The sequence below is a fragment of the Escherichia sp. HH091_1A genome (genome assembly GCF_030295175.1).
GTDB classification, from domain to species: Bacteria; Pseudomonadota; Gammaproteobacteria; order Enterobacterales; family Enterobacteriaceae; genus Escherichia; species Escherichia coli_F.
In genome coordinates this window covers 4,586,793-4,603,797 of the sequence record NZ_AP025747.1, presented here as the reverse complement: position 1 = coordinate 4,603,797, position 17,005 = coordinate 4,586,793, and the positions used below count along the sequence as shown (strand labels likewise).

The window sequence follows — 17,005 nt, the reverse complement described above, 5'->3', positions numbered from 1 at the left end:
TTTTTTACTCCTGATTCACGCGATTAAGCTTGCCCACAGCGGCAGCCATTAACACTTCCTGGGTGGCCTGCTCACGAGTAAATTCCCCGCTGAGATGCCCTTCATGCATGACGATGATGCGATCGCTCATGCCTAATACTTCTGGCATCTCCGATGACACCAGAATGATGCTCAAGCCATCGGCTTTGAACTGGTTAATCAGTTGATAGATCTCTTTTTTCGCGCCGACATCTACGCCACGGGTAGGTTCATCAAGAATCAACACTTTGGGGCGTGTCATCAGTCCACGGGCAATCGCCACTTTTTGCTGATTGCCACCGGAGAGCAAACCAATTGCCTGTTCCATCGACGGCGTTTTCACATTAAACAGACGAATAAAATCACTCACTGCCTGCTGTTCATCGGCATGCTTCAAACTGCCGCCAGCGCGGCTGAAGTAGCGCAGCGCGGTCAGCGACATATTCTCTTTTACTGACATACCCAGCACTAAACCGTCACGTTTACGGTCTTCGGAGATATACACAATGCCGTTTGCCAGGCCATCCTGCGGTGAACGGGTAACGACTTCATGCCCATCCAGGGTGACGTAACCGCTGGTGCGCGGCAGTGCGCCGTAGAGCACTTTCATCAGTTCGGTACGACCTGCGCCCATCAAACCAGAGACGCCAAGAATTTCGCCTTTGCGTAAAGTTAAAGAGACATCGTTAACGCCAGGTCCGCAGAGATTATCGACTTTCAGGCGGATATCTCCCGGCGCTTTGTCCAGGTGTGGATATTGATCTTCCAGCTTGCGGCCCACCATCATCTCAATCAGCGAATCTTCGGTCAGTGATGCCACTTCGCGCTCAGCAATAAATTGCCCGTCACGAAAAACAGTAACGTCATCGCAAATTTCGAAGATTTCTTTCATGCGGTGGGAGATATAGACAATACCGCGGCCTTGCGATTTCAGCTCGCGGATGACGCGGAACAGGGATTCGGTTTCGGTATCGGTCAGCGCATCGGTCGGTTCATCCATAATGATGACTTTCGACTCAAAGCTCAGCACTTTGGCAATTTCAACCATTTGCTGGTCACCGATGGAAAGATCGCCCACCAGCTTGTCACTTTTAAAACGCAGGTTAAGTTTAGCCAGCAATTTATCCGCTTCGGCATACATGGTTTCCCAGTCAATTTTGCCAAAGCGATTAACAAACTCACGACCGAGGAAAATGTTTTCGGCAATGGTTAACTGCGGGATCAGGTTCAGTTCCTGATGGATGATTCCAATGCCGGCTTCCTGGGATGATTTCGGTCCGGTAAACGTCGTTTCTTTCCCCAGCCATAAAAGCGTACCGGCATCGCGAGTATAGATACCAGTAAGCACTTTCATCATGGTGGATTTACCCGCGCCGTTTTCGCCCACCAGCGCCATCACGCGGCCAGGATAGACATTTAACGCTGCGCCCGAGAGGGCTTTTACGCCCGGGAAGGCTTTATCGATGCCTTTAAGCTGAAGTAATGCTTCCATGACGGCCTCAGAACGTCACGCCAGCATAGAGAATGATATTCGCATACGGAGAACATTCTCCGCTGCGAATTACCGCCTGACTTTCTGCGGTTTGTTGTTTGAATTGTTCATGCGTGGTGTAACGAATTTCAATGGTATTTCCCTGGTGTTTTTGCAGCTGCTCAAGGTGAGTGAGCAACGTTTCGTGGAGTTGCGGATTATGTTGTTTGATCTCTTCCGCGATAATGGCAGCCTCGACCTGCATTTCATTTGTGACGACGCCCAGCACCTGCATAAAAGAAGGTACCCCCTGGGTTAATGCCATATCGATACGCGTTGTACTTTTGGGGATGGGTAAACCAGCATCACACACCACCAGCGTATCGGTATGTCCCAGACGGGAGATCACCGAAGAAATATCAGAATTAAGAACGGTGCCTTTTTTCATTTTTTTCTCCATCAGCGAAACGTTTCGCTGACCCGCAGTTTAATCCTGACTGAGTTGGGAAAACCATCGTGACGTTACGGAAATGTGATCAACATCGAAACGTTTTACATGGTGATTAACCATGAAAACAAAAACGCCCCCTTATGGAGAAAGGAGGCGTCTGGCGTTAAATTTCGACCTGAGTACCCAGTTCGATAACCCTGTTTGGCGGGATTTCAAATTGATCCGGTGCGCGCAGCGCATTACGTTGCAACAGCAAATACAGCTTGCCGCGCAAACGCAAATACCACGGACGTTTGCCGAGGATCAACGACTCATGCGACATAAAGAAGGAGGTTTCCATCATCCGGCAACTTAATCCTTCCAGACCGCAGCGGTGGAATACTTCTTCCACGTTTGGCGTTTCTCGCCAACCATAACTTGCCACCACGCGCCAGAAAGTGGGCGACAGTTGTTCAATCTGTACCCGACGGACGTTATGGACATAAGGCGCGTCTTCGGTGCGCAGAGTTAACAGAATCACCCGCTCATGCAATACCTTGTTATGTTTAAGGTTATGCATCAGCGCAAAGGGAATGACGTTGATTGCACGTGACATATACACCGCGGTCCCAGGCACGCGAACGGGCGGTGACTTCTCCAGCGAAGCAATCATCGCTTCCAGAGAGTTACCATGTTCATGCATCCGCCGCAGCAAGCGGAAACGTTCGCTCTTCCAGGTGGTCATCACGATAAACATCACCGTACCGAGGCTCAATGGCAACCAGCCGCCTGATAGCAGTTTATCGAGGTTAGCGGTGAACAATGGAATATCAACACAAAGGAAAGCAATCAGGATCAGCGCAACAAAATACTTATTCCAGTGCCAGTTCTGACGTGCCACGGTAGTTGAGAGAATAGACGTCAGTACCATGGTTCCGGTTACCGCAATCCCGTACGCCGCCGCCAGGTTGCTGGAGTGCTCAAAGCTGACAATCACAATCACGACCGCGACATAGAGCATCCAGTTCACAAACGGAATATAGATTTGCCCTGACTCCATTTCGGAGGTGTGAATAATGCGCATCGGCGACAAATATCCCAGACGTACCGCCTGACGCGTCAATGAGAAGACGCCAGAAATAACCGCCTGCGAGGCAATTACCGTCGCCAGTGCGGCGATGATCAGCAGCGGGATCAGCGCCCAGTCCGGTGCCAACAGGAAGAACGGGTTCTTAATTGCTTCCGGGTTCTTTAACAACAGCGCTCCCTGACCGAAGTAATTAAGAGTTAAGGAGGGCAATACGACGGTGAACCACGCCAGACGAATCGGGAACTTACCAAAGTGCCCCATATCAGCATACAGCGCCTCTACCCCCGTAATCGACAGCACCACTGCCCCTAACGCAATAAACGAAACCGTTTTATATTCAAGGAAGAAATGCACCGCCCACATCGGATTCAGCGCATGCAGCACTTCTGGGTTAGCAATAATGCTACGTAACCCCAGTACTGCCAGAATCAAAAACCAGGTCAGCATGATCGGCGCAAACAGCTTACCGACCATAGCCGTGCCATGTTTTTGAATCATAAATAGTAAAGTGAGAACGATGATTGAGAGGGGAACTATCCAGGTATCCAGCTGCGGGGCGACGATTTCCAGACCTTCAATGGCAGACATCACCGAAATAGCGGGTGTTATGACGACTTCACCATAGAAAAAGCTGCCGCCGATTAGCCCCATAATCACCAGCATTGATGTGGTTCGCGCTGACGTATTACGCCCGGCAAGCGACATCAACGTCAGGATCCCCCCTCACCGGCGTTATCTGCCCGCATCACGAAGGTGAGATATTTAATGGAAACCACAAAGATTAGCAGCCAGAAGATCAGCGATAAAAAGCCAAACACGGCATCGCGTTCAACGCCAAAACCAAACTGGCCGGACAAACATTCACGAAGTGTATATAACGGGCTGGTACCAATATCGCCGTAGACAACTCCAATCGCCGCGAGGGTAATCGCGGGCAACGATTGCTTATTATCAGTGCTCATAGACTAGTCTTTCGTTGAAATATGAAATGTGTGCTTAGTCCCTTGGCCCACAAAAAAGCGCACAGTATGCACGATTAACGACAAAATCGTACTCCTAAATGCGGCCACATTAACCTGGCTCAAAGAAAAATAGACCTCTTTTGAGACTATTTTAGCCACCAGCAAGAAACGTCTATACTCGCAATTTACGCAGAACTTTTGACGAAAGGACGCCACTTCATTATGGCTCACCCTCATTTATTAGCGGAAAGAATTTCCCGCCTGAGCAGTTCGTTGGAAAAGGGGCTTTATGAACGTAGCCACGCCATCCGCTTGTGTTTATTAGCGGCATTAAGTGGTGAAAGTGTGTTCCTCCTTGGCCCGCCAGGCATTGCCAAAAGTTTGATCGCTCGGCGCTTAAAATTCGCCTTTCAGAATGCCCGCGCGTTTGAATATCTGATGACCCGCTTCTCCACGCCGGAAGAAGTTTTTGGTCCCCTTTCTATTCAGGCGCTAAAAGATGAAGGGCGCTATGAACGTTTAACCAGCGGTTACCTGCCGGAAGCAGAAATCGTCTTTCTGGATGAGATCTGGAAAGCGGGCCCGGCAATTCTTAATACCTTGCTCACCGCCATTAACGAGCGCCAGTTCCGTAACGGTGCACACGTAGAAAAAATCCCGATGCGTCTGCTGGTGGCGGCCTCCAACGAGCTGCCGGAAGCAGACAGCAGTCTGGAAGCGTTATATGACCGCATGCTGATTCGTCTGTGGTTAGATAAAGTGCAGGATAAAGCGAATTTCCGCTCCATGCTGACCAGTCAACAGGATGAAAATGACAATCCGGTTCCTGCCTCCTTGCAGGTCACTGATGAAGAATATGAACGCTGGCAGAAAGAGATTGGTGAAATTACGCTGCCCGATCATGTATTTGAGCTGATTTTTATGCTGCGCCAGCAAATGGATAAATTACCGGATGCGCCTTATGTCTCGGATCGTCGCTGGAAAAAAGCGATCCGCTTATTGCAGGCCAGCGCCTTTTTTAGCGGTCGCAGTGCTGTTGCCCCGGTAGATCTCATTTTGCTGAAAGATTGCCTGTGGTATGACGCGCAAAGCCTGAATTTGATACAACAACAAATTGATGTATTGATGACCGGTCATGCCTGGCAACAGCAAGGGATGTTGACCCGCCTGGGCGCGATTGTGCAACGTCACCTGCAACTACAGCAGCAACAAAGCGATAAAACAGCCTTAACGGTAATTCGTCTGGGCGGCATTTTCAGCCGTCGTCAGCAGTATCAACTCCCTGTTAACGTTACTGCTTCCACTCTGACTCTGCTGCTGCAAAAACCGTTAAAACTGCATGATATGGAAGTGGTTCATATCTCCTTTGAGCGTAGCGCGCTGGAACAGTGGCTGAGCAGAGGTGGTGAAATTCGCGGCAAACTGAACGGTATCGGCTTTGCCCAGAAACTGAATCTGGAAGTTGATAGCGCCCAACATCTTGTCGTACGCGATGTAAGTTTACAAGGCAGTACGCTGGCACTTCCCGGTTCATCGGCTGAAGGTCTGCCAGGTGAAATAAAACAACAACTGGAAGAGCTTGAAAGCGACTGGCGCAAGCAACACGCTTTATTCAGCGAACAGCAAAAATGTCTGTTTATCCCTGGCGACTGGTTAGGTCGCATTGAAGCCAGCCTACAGGATGTCGGCACCCAGATTCGCCAGGCACAACAATGCTAACGCTGGATACGCTTAATGTGATGCTGGCCGTCAGCGAAGAGGGATTGATCGAAGAGATGATCATCGCGCTGCTGGCCTCACCGCAGCTGGCAGTCTTCTTTGAAAAATTCCCACGACTGAAGGCGGCAATCACTGATGATGTTCCCCGCTGGCGTGAGGCGCTGCGCAGTCGGCTGAAAGATGCCCGAGTCCCGCCGGAACTCACCGAAGAGGTGATGTGCTATCAGGAAAGCCAGCTCCTCTCCACGCCGCAGTTTATTGTGCAGCTACCACAGATCCTGGACTTACTGCATCGTCTGAATTCCCCATGGGCAGAACAAGCCCGACAGTTGGTTGATGCTAACAGCACGATCACTTCAGCGTTACACACACTTTTTCTCCAGCGTTGGCGTTTAAGTCTGATCGTGCAAGCAACGACGTTAAATCAACAGCTATTAGAAGAAGAACGCGAACAACTGTTGAGTGAAGTTCAGGAACGCATGACGCTGAGCGGGCAACTTGAACCGATTCTCGCAGATAATAATACCGCAGCTGGTCGTCTGTGGGATATGAGCGCCGGTCAGCTTAAACGTGGCGACTATCAGTTGATTGTGAAATACGGTGAATTTCTTAACGAACAGCCGGAACTGAAACGACTGGCAGACCAACTGGGGCGTTCCCGGGAAGCCAAATCGATACCCCGTAACGATGCGCAGATGGAAACCTTCCGTACCATGGTGCGCGAACCGGCGACCGTTCCTGAGCAGGTTGATGGACTGCAACAAAGCGACGATATTTTACGCCTTCTACCACCGGAATTGGCGACGCTGGGGATAACGGAACTGGAATATGAGTTTTATCGTCGGCTGGTGGAAAAACAATTGCTCACCTATCGCCTTCACGGTGAGTCGTGGCGTGAAAAAGTTATCGAACGCCCGGTAGTTCATAAAGATTACGACGAACAGCCGCGCGGACCGTTTATTGTCTGCGTGGATACTTCCGGCTCAATGGGCGGCTTTAATGAACAGTGTGCGAAAGCGTTCTGTCTGGCATTGATGCGCATAGCCCTCGCTGAAAATCGTCGCTGCTTTATTATGTTATTTTCCACCGAGATCGTCCGTTATGAGCTTTCAGGCCCACAAGGCATCGAACAAGCAATCCGTTTTTTAAGCCAGCAGTTTCGTGGCGGTACCGATCTTGCCAGTTGTTTCCGCGCCATTATGGAACGCTTGCAAAGTCGGGAGTGGTTTGACGCCGATGCGGTGGTGATTTCTGATTTTATCGCCCAGCGGTTGCCTGACGACGTGACGAGCAAAGTGAAAGAGTTGCAGCGGGTACATCAGCATCGCTTTCATGCCGTGGCGATGTCGGCACATGGCAAACCCGGCATCATGCGCATTTTCGATCATATCTGGCGCTTTGATACCGGGATGCGAAGCCGCCTGCTCAGACGCTGGCGGCGATAAACAATTACAGCAGAGAAGGGACGCTCTCGCGAACAGCTGCCGGCCATACACCACACTGAACCTGGCCGATATGTGGCAGTTGCAGCAGCAGCATGGTCAAACGAGACTGCCCGATACCGCCGCCGATGGTCTGCGGCATTTCACCGCGCAGCAGCGCCTGATGCCACTCCAGCTGCAGACGATCTTCATCACCGGTCAGCGCCAGCTGATGTTTCAACGTATCGGCATCCACGCGGATCCCCATGGAAGAAAGCTCAAACGCATCTTCCAGTACCGGGTTCCATACCAGAATATCGCCGTTCAGACCCGCATGGCCCAGCTCTGACGGGGTGCTCCAGTCATCATAATCCGGTGCGCGCACGTCGTGACGATGACCATCACTCAACTTGCCGCCAATCCCGACGAGGAATACCGCGCCAAGATCTTTCGCAATCGCCCGCTCACGTCCTTTGGCATCGAGATCCGGATAACGAGCCAGTAACTCCTGGCTGTGTACGAAGTGGATCTGATCCGGCAGGAACGGTGCCAGGCCAAACTCTTCGCTAACTGCAGCTTCGGTTGCTTTAATTCCCGCCCAGATCGCCTCTACCGTGCTTTTCAGAGTCGAGAATTGACGCTCGCCGTCGCCCATTACGCGCTCCCAGTCCCACTGGTCTACATAGATCGAGTGCAGCGGGGAAAGACGGTCTTCATCGGGGCGAAGGGCTTTCATGTGCGTGTATAGCCCTTCGCCCGCGCTGAAGTCATGTTGCCCTAAGGTCTGACGTTTCCACTTCGCCAGTGAATGAACCACTTCGAACTGGGCATCAGGCAGAGCTTTCACTTTTACCTGCACCGCTTTTTCACAGCCCGACAAGTTATCCTGCGTGCCATCCCCCACACGGCTAAGAATCGGCGCCTGGACTTCGATCAGCCCCAGACGTTCTTCCAGTTGACGAGAAAAGTGAGATTTCACGAAGCTAATTTGACGTTGTTTGGCAATGTAAGCGGTTTTCATTTTTTATACTCCTGCGTCCTGTTGCTTATGATTAAGCAACAAAAACCGACACACATGCAATAATCATTCAATAAAAAGCCTCACACACTTTTGATTCATTAAAAAATAAGGCTAAAATAGAGTGATTCTTCAATCTGCATAAGAAAATCCTATGGAAAATTATCTGATCGACAATCTGGACCGCGGCATCCTGGAAGCATTAATGGGTAATGCGCGTACCGCTTACGCCGAACTGGCGAAACAATTTGGCGTCAGTCCGGGGACGATTCACGTTCGTGTAGAGAAAATGAAGCAGGCGGGGATCATTACCGGGGCACGTATTGATGTCAGCCCGAAGCAGCTCGGTTATGACGTAGGCTGCTTTATCGGCATTATATTAAAGAGCGCCAAAGACTATCCTTCCGCGCTGGCAAAGCTGGAAAGCCTCGATGAAGTCACTGAAGCCTATTACACAACTGGCCACTACAGCATCTTTATCAAAGTGATGTGCCGTTCGATCGATGCTCTCCAGCATGTACTTATCAACAAGATCCAAACAATTGATGAAATTCAGTCCACTGAGACACTGATCGTCCTGCAGAACCCGATCATGCGTACCATTAAGCCATGATCGGCTTTTTTAATCCCATACTTTTCCACAGGTAGATCCCAACGCGTTCACAGCGTACAATACGCCACTCTTAATAAAGGTGGCGGTTTATGGCAGATATCACTCTTATCAGCGGCAGCACCCTCGGCGGTGCCGAATATGTAGCAGAACACTTGGCTGAAAAGCTGGAAGAGGCGGGTTTTACCACCGAAACGCTGCACGGTCCGCTGTTGGAAGATTTATCTGCCTCGGGGATCTGGCTGGTTATCAGCTCAACCCACGGTGCCGGAGATATTCCGGACAACCTTTCTCCTTTCTATGAAGCATTGCAGGAACAGAAGCCCGATCTTTCTGCGGTCCGCTTTGGCGCTATCGGTATTGGCAGTCGTGAATATGACACCTTTTGTGGGGCTATCGATAAACTCGAGGCAGAACTCAAAAATTCCGGTGCAAAACAGACAGGCGAAACACTGAAGATCAACATCCTTGATCACGACATTCCGGAAGATCCGGCAGAAGAATGGCTGGGATCGTGGATTAATTTACTCAAATAAGTATACAGATCGTGCGATCTGTTGTGGATAACTCTGTCAGGAAGCTTGGATCAACCGGTAGTTATCCAAAGAACAACGGTTGTTCAGTTTTTGAGTTGTGTATAACCCCTCATTCTGATCCCAGCTTATACGGTCCAGGATCACCGATCATTCACAGTTAATGATCCTTTCCAGGTTGTTGATCTTAAACGCCGGATCTTTGTTATCCACAGGGAAGTGCGATCCTAATAAGAGATCACAATAGAACAAATCTCTAAATAAATAGATCTTCTTTTTAATACCCAGGATCCCAGGTCTTTCTCAAGCCGACAAAGTTGAGTAGAATCCACGGCCCGGGCTTCAATCCATTTTCATACCGCGTTATGCGAGGCAATCACCATGTTTTATCCGGATCCTTTTGACGTCATCATCATTGGCGGGGGTCATGCAGGCACCGAGGCCGCGATGGCCGCGGCGCGTATGGGTCAACAGACTCTGCTTTTGACACACAATATCGACACTCTGGGGCAGATGAGCTGCAACCCGGCGATCGGCGGTATTGGGAAGGGACATCTGGTAAAAGAAGTGGATGCACTCGGCGGCCTGATGGCGAAAGCGATCGATCAGGCGGGTATCCAGTTTAGGATACTAAACGCAAGCAAGGGACCGGCAGTTCGCGCTACCCGAGCTCAGGCGGATCGTGTGCTCTACCGTCAGGCGGTACGTACGGCGCTGGAGAACCAACCGAACCTGATGATCTTCCAGCAGGCGGTTGAAGATCTTATTGTCGAAAACGATCGCGTGGTCGGTGCTGTTACCCAAATGGGACTGAAGTTCCGTGCCAAAGCCGTCGTGCTCACCGTTGGGACGTTCCTCGACGGTAAAATTCACATCGGTCTGGATAACTACAGCGGTGGCCGTGCTGGTGATCCGCCGTCCATTCCGCTTTCTCGCCGTTTGCGTGAACTGCCGCTGCGCGTTGGTCGTCTGAAAACCGGGACACCGCCGCGTATTGATGCGCGTACTATCGACTTCAGCGTGCTGGCGCAACAGCATGGCGATAACCCAATGCCGGTATTCTCGTTTATGGGCAATGCGTCCCAGCATCCACAGCAGGTGCCGTGTTATATCACTCATACCAACGAGAAAACCCATGATGTGATCCGCAGTAACCTCGATCGTAGCCCAATGTACGCAGGGGTGATCGAAGGTGTCGGCCCACGCTACTGCCCGTCGATCGAAGACAAAGTCATGCGCTTCGCCGACAGAAATCAGCATCAGATCTTCCTTGAACCGGAAGGGCTGACCTCTAACGAAATTTATCCGAACGGTATCTCCACCAGCCTGCCGTTCGATGTGCAGATGCAAATCGTCCGCTCCATGCAGGGGATGGAAAACGCGAAGATCGTGCGTCCGGGTTATGCCATTGAGTATGACTTCTTCGATCCACGCGACCTGAAACCGACGCTGGAGAGCAAGTTTATCCAGGGGCTGTTCTTTGCTGGTCAGATTAACGGCACTACCGGTTACGAAGAAGCCGCTGCGCAAGGTTTGCTGGCCGGTCTTAACGCTGCCCGTCTGTCTGCTGACAAAGAAGGTTGGGCTCCGGCGCGTTCTCAGGCGTATCTCGGTGTACTGGTTGATGACCTGTGCACTTTAGGAACCAAAGAACCGTACCGTATGTTTACCTCGCGTGCAGAATATCGCCTGATGCTACGCGAAGATAATGCGGATCTGCGTTTGACTGAAATCGGTCGTGAACTGGGCCTGGTGGATGACGAACGTTGGGCGCGCTTTAACGAGAAGCTTGAGAACATCGAGCGTGAGCGTCAGCGTCTGAAATCGACATGGGTAACCCCGTCGGCGGAAGCTGCAGCCGACGTGAATGCTCACCTGACTGCGCCGCTTTCCCGTGAAGCCAGTGGTGAAGATCTGCTGCGTCGTCCGGAAATGACTTATGAAAAATTAACCATGCTGACGCCTTTTGCCCCTGCGTTGACAGACGAACAGGCGGCGGAACAGGTTGAGATTCAGGTTAAATACGAAGGTTATATTGCGCGCCAGCAAGATGAGATCGAAAAGCAGCAGCGTAACGAGAATACCTTGCTGCCAGCGACGCTGGATTACCGCCAGGTATCCGGTCTTTCTAACGAAGTGATCGCCAAACTTAACGATCACAAACCGGCTTCTATCGGTCAGGCTTCGCGTATTTCTGGCGTCACGCCTGCTGCCATCTCCATTCTACTGGTGTGGCTAAAAAAACAGGGTATGCTGCGTCGTAGCGCATAACGCATTAAAAATGCCTGGTAAGCACCCGCTTACCGGGCTACGCATCAAGAACAGGTAATCACCGTGCTCAACAAACTCTCCTCTCTGCTGAAAGACGCAGGAATTTCGCTTACCGATCACCAGAAAAACCAGCTTATTGCCTACGTGAATATGCTGCATAAGTGGAATAAAGCGTACAACCTGACTTCGGTCCGCGATCCTAATGAGATGCTGGTACGCCATATTCTCGATAGCATTGTGGTGGCACCGTATCTGCAAGGTGAACGGTTTATCGATGTCGGCACCGGACCAGGACTGCCTGGCATTCCACTCTCTATCGTGCGCCCTGAAGCCCATTTCACGTTGTTGGATAGCCTTGGTAAACGCGTGCGTTTCCTTCGTCAGGTGCAACATGAGCTTAAACTGGAGAATATTGAGCCAGTACAGAGCAGGGTAGAAGAGTTTCCTTCTGAGCCGCCATTTGATGGCGTAATTAGCCGCGCCTTTGCCTCTCTGAACGATATGGTGAGCTGGTGCCACCATCTTCCTGGTGAGCAAGGTCGTTTCTACGCGCTGAAAGGCCAAATACCGGAAGATGAAATCGCTTTGTTGCCCGAAGAATATCAGGTCGAATCAGTGGTTAAACTTCACGTTCCGGCCCTGGATGGCGAACGTCATCTGGTGGTGATTAAAGCAAATAAAATTTAATTTTTATCAAAAAAAACATAAAAAAATGACCGGTTAGACTGTTAACAACAACCAGGTTTTCTACTGATATAACTGGTTACATTTAACGCCACGTTCACTCTTTTGCATCAACAAAGTAACGTGGCTTTTTTGGGTAAGCAGAAAATAAGTCAGCAGTGAAAATATCAGGCTGCTAAAAATCGGCGCTAAGAACCATAATCATCTGTTAAAACATTATTAAAAATGTCAATGGGTGGTTTTTGTTGTGTAAATGTCACTTATTAAAAGAGTGTCTGTTTTTGGACTTAAATATCATAAACTTGCAATGGCATCATTTGCCAAGTAAATAAATATGCTGTGCGCGAACATGCTCAATATGTGATCTGAAGCACGCTTTATCGCCAGTGTTTACGCGTTATTTACAGTTTTTCATGATCGAACAGCGTTAGCAGAAAAGTCGCAATTGTATGCACTGGAAAAATATTTAAACATTTATTCACCTTTTGGCTACTTATTGTTTGAAATCACGGGGGCGCACCGTATAATTTGACCGCTTTTTGATGCTTGACTCTAAGCCTTAAAGAAAGTTTTATACGACACGCGGCATACCTCGAAGGGAGCAGGAGTGAAAAACGTGATGTCTGTGTCGCTCGTGAGTCGAAACGTTGCTCGGAAGCTTCTGCTCGTTCAGTTACTGGTGGTGATAGCAAGTGGATTGCTGTTCAGCCTCAAAGACCCCTTCTGGGGCGTCTCTGCATTAAGTGGAGGCCTGGCAGTCTTTCTGCCTAACGTTTTGTTTATGATATTTGCCTGGCGTCACCAGGCACATACACCAGCGAAAGGCCGGGTGGCCTGGACATTCGCATTTGGCGAAGCTTTTAAAGTTCTGGCGATGTTGGTGTTACTGGTGGTGGCGTTGGCGGTTTTAAAGGCGGTATTCTTGCCGCTGATCGTTACGTGGGTTTTGGTGCTGGTGGTTCAGATACTGGCACCGGCTGTAATTAACAACAAAGGGTAAAAGGCATCATGGCTTCAGAAAATATGACGCCGCAGGATTACATAGGACACCACCTGAATAACCTTCAGCTGGACCTGCGTACATTCTCGCTGGTGGATCCGCATAACCCCCCAGCCACCTTCTGGACAATTAATATTGACTCCATGTTCTTCTCGGTGGTGCTGGGTCTGTTGTTCCTGGTTTTATTCCGTAGTGTAGCCAAAAAGGCGACCAGCGGCGTGCCAGGTAAGTTTCAGACCGCGATTGAGCTGGTGATCGGCTTTGTTAATGGTAGCGTGAAAGACATGTACCATGGCAAAAGCAAGCTGATTGCTCCGCTGGCCCTGACGATTTTCGTCTGGGTATTCCTGATGAACTTGATGGACTTACTGCCTATCGATCTGCTGCCGTACATCGCTGAACATGTACTGGGGCTGCCAGCACTGCGTGTGGTTCCGTCTGCGGACGTGAACGTAACGCTGTCTATGGCTCTGGGCGTATTTATCCTGATTCTGTTCTACAGCATCAAAATGAAAGGCATCGGCGGCTTCACGAAAGAGTTGACGCTGCAGCCGTTCAATCACTGGGCGTTCATTCCTGTCAACTTAATCCTTGAAGGGGTAAGCCTGCTGTCCAAACCAGTTTCACTCGGTTTGCGACTGTTCGGTAACATGTATGCCGGTGAGCTGATTTTCATTCTGATTGCTGGTCTGTTGCCGTGGTGGTCACAGTGGATCCTGAATGTGCCGTGGGCCATTTTCCACATCCTGATCATTACGCTGCAAGCCTTCATCTTCATGGTTCTGACGATCGTCTATCTGTCGATGGCGTCTGAAGAACATTAATTTACCAACACTACTACGTTTTAACTGAAACAAACTGGAGACTGTCATGGAAAACCTGAATATGGATCTGCTGTACATGGCTGCCGCTGTGATGATGGGTCTGGCGGCAATCGGTGCTGCGATCGGTATCGGCATCCTCGGGGGTAAATTCCTGGAAGGCGCAGCGCGTCAACCTGATCTGATTCCTCTGCTGCGTACTCAGTTCTTTATCGTTATGGGTCTGGTGGATGCTATCCCGATGATCGCTGTAGGTCTGGGTCTGTACGTGATGTTCGCTGTCGCGTAGTAAGCGTTGCTTTTATTTAAAGAGCAATATCAGAACGTTAACTAAATAGAGGCATTGTGCTGTGAATCTTAACGCAACAATCCTCGGCCAGGCCATCGCGTTTGTCCTGTTCGTTCTGTTCTGCATGAAGTACGTATGGCCGCCATTAATGGCAGCCATCGAAAAACGTCAAAAAGAAATTGCTGACGGCCTTGCTTCCGCAGAACGAGCACATAAGGACCTTGACCTTGCAAAGGCCAGCGCGACCGACCAGCTGAAAAAAGCGAAAGCGGAAGCCCAGGTAATCATCGAGCAGGCGAACAAACGCCGCTCGCAGATTCTGGACGAAGCTAAAGCTGAAGCAGAGCAGGAACGTACTAAAATCGTGGCCCAGGCGCAGGCGGAAATTGAAGCCGAGCGTAAACGTGCCCGTGAAGAGCTGCGTAAGCAAGTTGCTATCCTGGCTGTTGCTGGCGCCGAGAAGATCATCGAACGTTCCGTGGATGAAGCTGCTAACAGCGACATCGTGGATAAACTTGTCGCTGAACTGTAAGGAGGGAGGGGCTGATGTCTGAATTTATTACGGTAGCTCGCCCCTACGCCAAAGCAGCTTTTGACTTTGCCGTCGAACACCAAAGTGTAGAACGCTGGCAGGACATGCTGGCGTTTGCCGCCGAGGTAACCAAAAACGAACAAATGGCAGAGCTTCTCTCTGGCGCGCTTGCGCCAGAAACGCTCGCCGAGTCGTTTATCGCAGTTTGTGGTGAGCAACTGGACGAAAACGGTCAGAACCTGATTCGGGTTATGGCTGAAAATGGTCGTCTTAATGCGCTCCCGGATGTTCTGGAGCAGTTTATTCACCTGCGTGCTGTGAGTGAGGCTACCGCTGAGGTAGACGTCATTTCCGCTGCCGCGTTGAGTGAACAACAGCTCGCGAAAATTTCTGCTGCGATGGAAAAACGTCTGTCACGCAAAGTTAAGCTGAATTGCAAAATCGATAAGTCTGTAATGGCAGGCGTTATCATCCGAGCGGGTGATATGGTCATTGATGGCAGCGTACGCGGTCGTCTTGAGCGCCTTGCAGACGTCTTGCAGTCTTAAGGGGACTGGAGCATGCAACTGAATTCCACCGAAATCAGCGAACTGATCAAGCAGCGCATTGCTCAGTTCAATGTTGTGAGTGAAGCTCACAACGAAGGTACTATTGTTTCTGTAAGTGACGGTGTTATCCGCATCCACGGCCTGGCCGATTGTATGCAGGGTGAAATGATCTCCCTGCCGGGTAACCGTTACGCTATCGCACTGAACCTCGAGCGTGACTCTGTAGGTGCGGTTGTTATGGGTCCGTACGCTGACCTTGCCGAAGGCATGAAAGTTAAGTGTACTGGCCGTATCCTGGAAGTTCCGGTTGGCCGTGGCCTGCTGGGCCGTGTGGTTAACACTCTGGGTGCACCAATCGACGGTAAAGGTCCGCTGGATCACGACGGCTTCTCTGCTGTAGAAGCTATCGCCCCGGGCGTTATCGAACGTCAGTCCGTAGATCAGCCGGTACAGACCGGTTATAAAGCCGTTGACTCCATGATCCCAATCGGTCGTGGTCAGCGTGAATTGATCATCGGTGACCGTCAGACCGGTAAAACCGCACTGGCAATCGATGCCATCATTAACCAGCGCGATTCCGGTATCAAATGTATCTATGTCGCTATCGGCCAGAAAGCGTCCACTATTTCTAACGTGGTACGTAAACTGGAAGAGCACGGCGCACTGGCTAACACCATCGTTGTGGTAGCAACCGCGTCTGAATCCGCTGCACTGCAATACCTGGCGCCGTATGCCGGTTGCGCAATGGGTGAATACTTCCGTGACCGCGGTGAAGATGCGCTGATCATTTACGATGACCTGTCTAAACAGGCTGTTGCTTACCGTCAGATCTCCCTGCTGCTCCGTCGTCCGCCAGGACGTGAAGCATTCCCGGGCGACGTATTCTACCTCCACTCTCGTCTGCTGGAGCGTGCTGCGCGTGTTAACGCCGAATACGTTGAAGCCTTCACCAAAGGTGAAGTGAAAGGGAAAACCGGTTCTCTGACCGCGCTGCCGATTATCGAAACTCAGGCGGGTGACGTTTCTGCGTTCGTTCCGACTAACGTAATCTCCATTACCGATGGTCAGATCTTCCTGGAAACCAACCTGTTCAACGCCGGTATTCGTCCTGCGGTTAACCCGGGTATTTCCGTATCCCGTGTTGGTGGTGCAGCACAGACCAAGATCATGAAAAAACTGTCCGGTGGTATCCGTACCGCTCTGGCACAGTATCGTGAACTGGCAGCGTTCTCTCAGTTTGCATCCGACCTTGACGATGCAACACGTAAGCAGCTTGACCACGGTCAGAAAGTGACCGAACTGCTGAAACAGAAACAGTATGCGCCGATGTCCGTAGCGCAACAGTCTCTGGTTCTGTTCGCAGCAGAACGTGGTTACCTGGCGGATGTTGAACTGTCGAAAATCGGCAGCTTCGAAGCCGCTCTGCTGGCTTACGTCGACCGTGATCACGCTCCGTTGATGCAAGAGATCAACCAGACCGGTGGCTACAACGACGAAATCGAAGGCAAGCTGAAAGGCATCCTCGATTCCTTCAAAGCAACCCAATCCTGGTAACGTCTGGCGGCTTGCCTTAGGGCAGGCCGCAAGG

At 50.7% G+C, this 17,005-nt stretch carries 15 protein-coding genes and 1 pseudogene; 12 read left to right on the top strand and 4 right to left on the bottom strand.

Annotation, left to right across the window (positions count from 1 at the left end):
* Positions 1-4 precede the first annotated feature (4 nt).
* From rbsA to kup, 3 genes and pseudogenes are all read right to left on the bottom strand, one after another.
* Complete coding sequence (gene rbsA / locus QUF14_RS22925) at positions 5-1,510, bottom strand: ribose ABC transporter ATP-binding protein RbsA (RefSeq protein WP_000387760.1); 1,506 nt, start codon at positions 1,508-1,510, stop codon at positions 5-7.
* Positions 1,511-1,517: 7 nt separating this feature from the next.
* Positions 1,518-1,937, bottom strand: a complete 420-nt coding sequence (gene rbsD, locus QUF14_RS22920) for a D-ribose pyranase (protein ID WP_001355071.1) — start codon at positions 1,935-1,937, stop codon at positions 1,518-1,520.
* A gap of 166 nt (positions 1,938-2,103) precedes the next feature.
* Positions 2,104-3,971: pseudogene (gene kup / locus QUF14_RS22915) on the bottom strand (low affinity potassium transporter Kup).
* Between the two features lie 222 nt (positions 3,972-4,193).
* On the opposite strand from kup, the gene ravA reads away from it, so the two are divergent.
* Together ravA and viaA are read left to right on the top strand one after the other, a co-directional pair.
* Positions 4,194-5,690, top strand: coding sequence for an ATPase RavA (gene ravA / locus QUF14_RS22910; protein ID WP_024212079.1), 1,497 nt, complete (start codon positions 4,194-4,196; stop codon positions 5,688-5,690).
* Positions 5,684-7,135: an ATPase RavA stimulator ViaA gene (viaA, locus tag QUF14_RS22905; protein ID WP_000956610.1), complete on the top strand. Its 1,452-nt coding sequence runs from the start codon at positions 5,684-5,686 to the stop codon at positions 7,133-7,135. The genes ravA and viaA overlap by 7 nt, the downstream gene beginning before the upstream one ends.
* 4 nt (positions 7,136-7,139) lie before the next feature.
* Here the strand turns inward: viaA and asnA are convergent, their stop codons facing one another.
* Entirely contained in the window at positions 7,140-8,132 is a 993-nt protein-coding gene (gene asnA, locus QUF14_RS22900; protein WP_000845090.1) for an aspartate--ammonia ligase, read from the bottom strand.
* A 151-nt stretch (positions 8,133-8,283) separates the two neighbouring features.
* Between asnA and asnC the strand changes: the two genes are divergently transcribed.
* The 10 genes from asnC to atpA all read left to right on the top strand — a co-directional run bounded on the left by asnC (position 8,284) and on the right by atpA (position 16,971).
* Positions 8,284-8,742, top strand: a complete 459-nt coding sequence (asnC, locus tag QUF14_RS22895) for a transcriptional regulator AsnC (protein ID WP_000432970.1) — start codon at positions 8,284-8,286, stop codon at positions 8,740-8,742.
* 89 nt (positions 8,743-8,831) lie between these two features.
* The gene (mioC, locus tag QUF14_RS22890; RefSeq protein WP_000763742.1) at positions 8,832-9,275 is read left to right on the top strand and encodes an FMN-binding protein MioC; all 444 of its coding nucleotides are present in this window, start codon (positions 8,832-8,834) and stop codon (positions 9,273-9,275) included.
* A 378-nt stretch (positions 9,276-9,653) separates the two neighbouring features.
* On the top strand, positions 9,654-11,543 hold the full coding sequence (gene mnmG, locus QUF14_RS22885) for a tRNA uridine-5-carboxymethylaminomethyl(34) synthesis enzyme MnmG (protein WP_000499779.1): 1,890 nt from the start codon (positions 9,654-9,656) through the stop codon (positions 11,541-11,543).
* A 63-nt stretch (positions 11,544-11,606) separates the two neighbouring features.
* Complete coding sequence (rsmG, locus tag QUF14_RS22880) at positions 11,607-12,230, top strand: 16S rRNA (guanine(527)-N(7))-methyltransferase RsmG (RefSeq protein WP_000932856.1); 624 nt, start codon at positions 11,607-11,609, stop codon at positions 12,228-12,230.
* A 616-nt stretch (positions 12,231-12,846) separates the two neighbouring features.
* Entirely contained in the window at positions 12,847-13,227 is a 381-nt protein-coding gene (gene atpI, locus QUF14_RS22875; RefSeq protein ID WP_000116699.1) for a F0F1 ATP synthase subunit I, read from the top strand.
* Between the two features lie 8 nt (positions 13,228-13,235).
* Entirely contained in the window at positions 13,236-14,051 is an 816-nt protein-coding gene (gene atpB / locus QUF14_RS22870) for a F0F1 ATP synthase subunit A (RefSeq protein WP_000135618.1), read from the top strand.
* A 46-nt stretch (positions 14,052-14,097) separates the two neighbouring features.
* Positions 14,098-14,337: a F0F1 ATP synthase subunit C gene (atpE, locus tag QUF14_RS22865; protein WP_000429386.1), complete on the top strand. Its 240-nt coding sequence runs from the start codon at positions 14,098-14,100 to the stop codon at positions 14,335-14,337.
* Between the two features lie 61 nt (positions 14,338-14,398).
* Positions 14,399-14,869 (top strand): F0F1 ATP synthase subunit B, encoded by a 471-nt coding sequence (gene atpF / locus QUF14_RS22860; protein ID WP_001052219.1) that lies wholly within the window; start codon positions 14,399-14,401, stop codon positions 14,867-14,869.
* 14 nt (positions 14,870-14,883) lie between these two features.
* Positions 14,884-15,417, top strand: coding sequence for a F0F1 ATP synthase subunit delta (atpH, locus tag QUF14_RS22855; RefSeq protein WP_001288587.1), 534 nt, complete (start codon positions 14,884-14,886; stop codon positions 15,415-15,417).
* Positions 15,418-15,429: 12 nt separating this feature from the next.
* The gene (atpA, locus tag QUF14_RS22850) at positions 15,430-16,971 is read left to right on the top strand and encodes a F0F1 ATP synthase subunit alpha (protein ID WP_001176745.1); all 1,542 of its coding nucleotides are present in this window, start codon (positions 15,430-15,432) and stop codon (positions 16,969-16,971) included.
* The last annotated feature ends 34 nt before the right edge of the window (positions 16,972-17,005 follow it).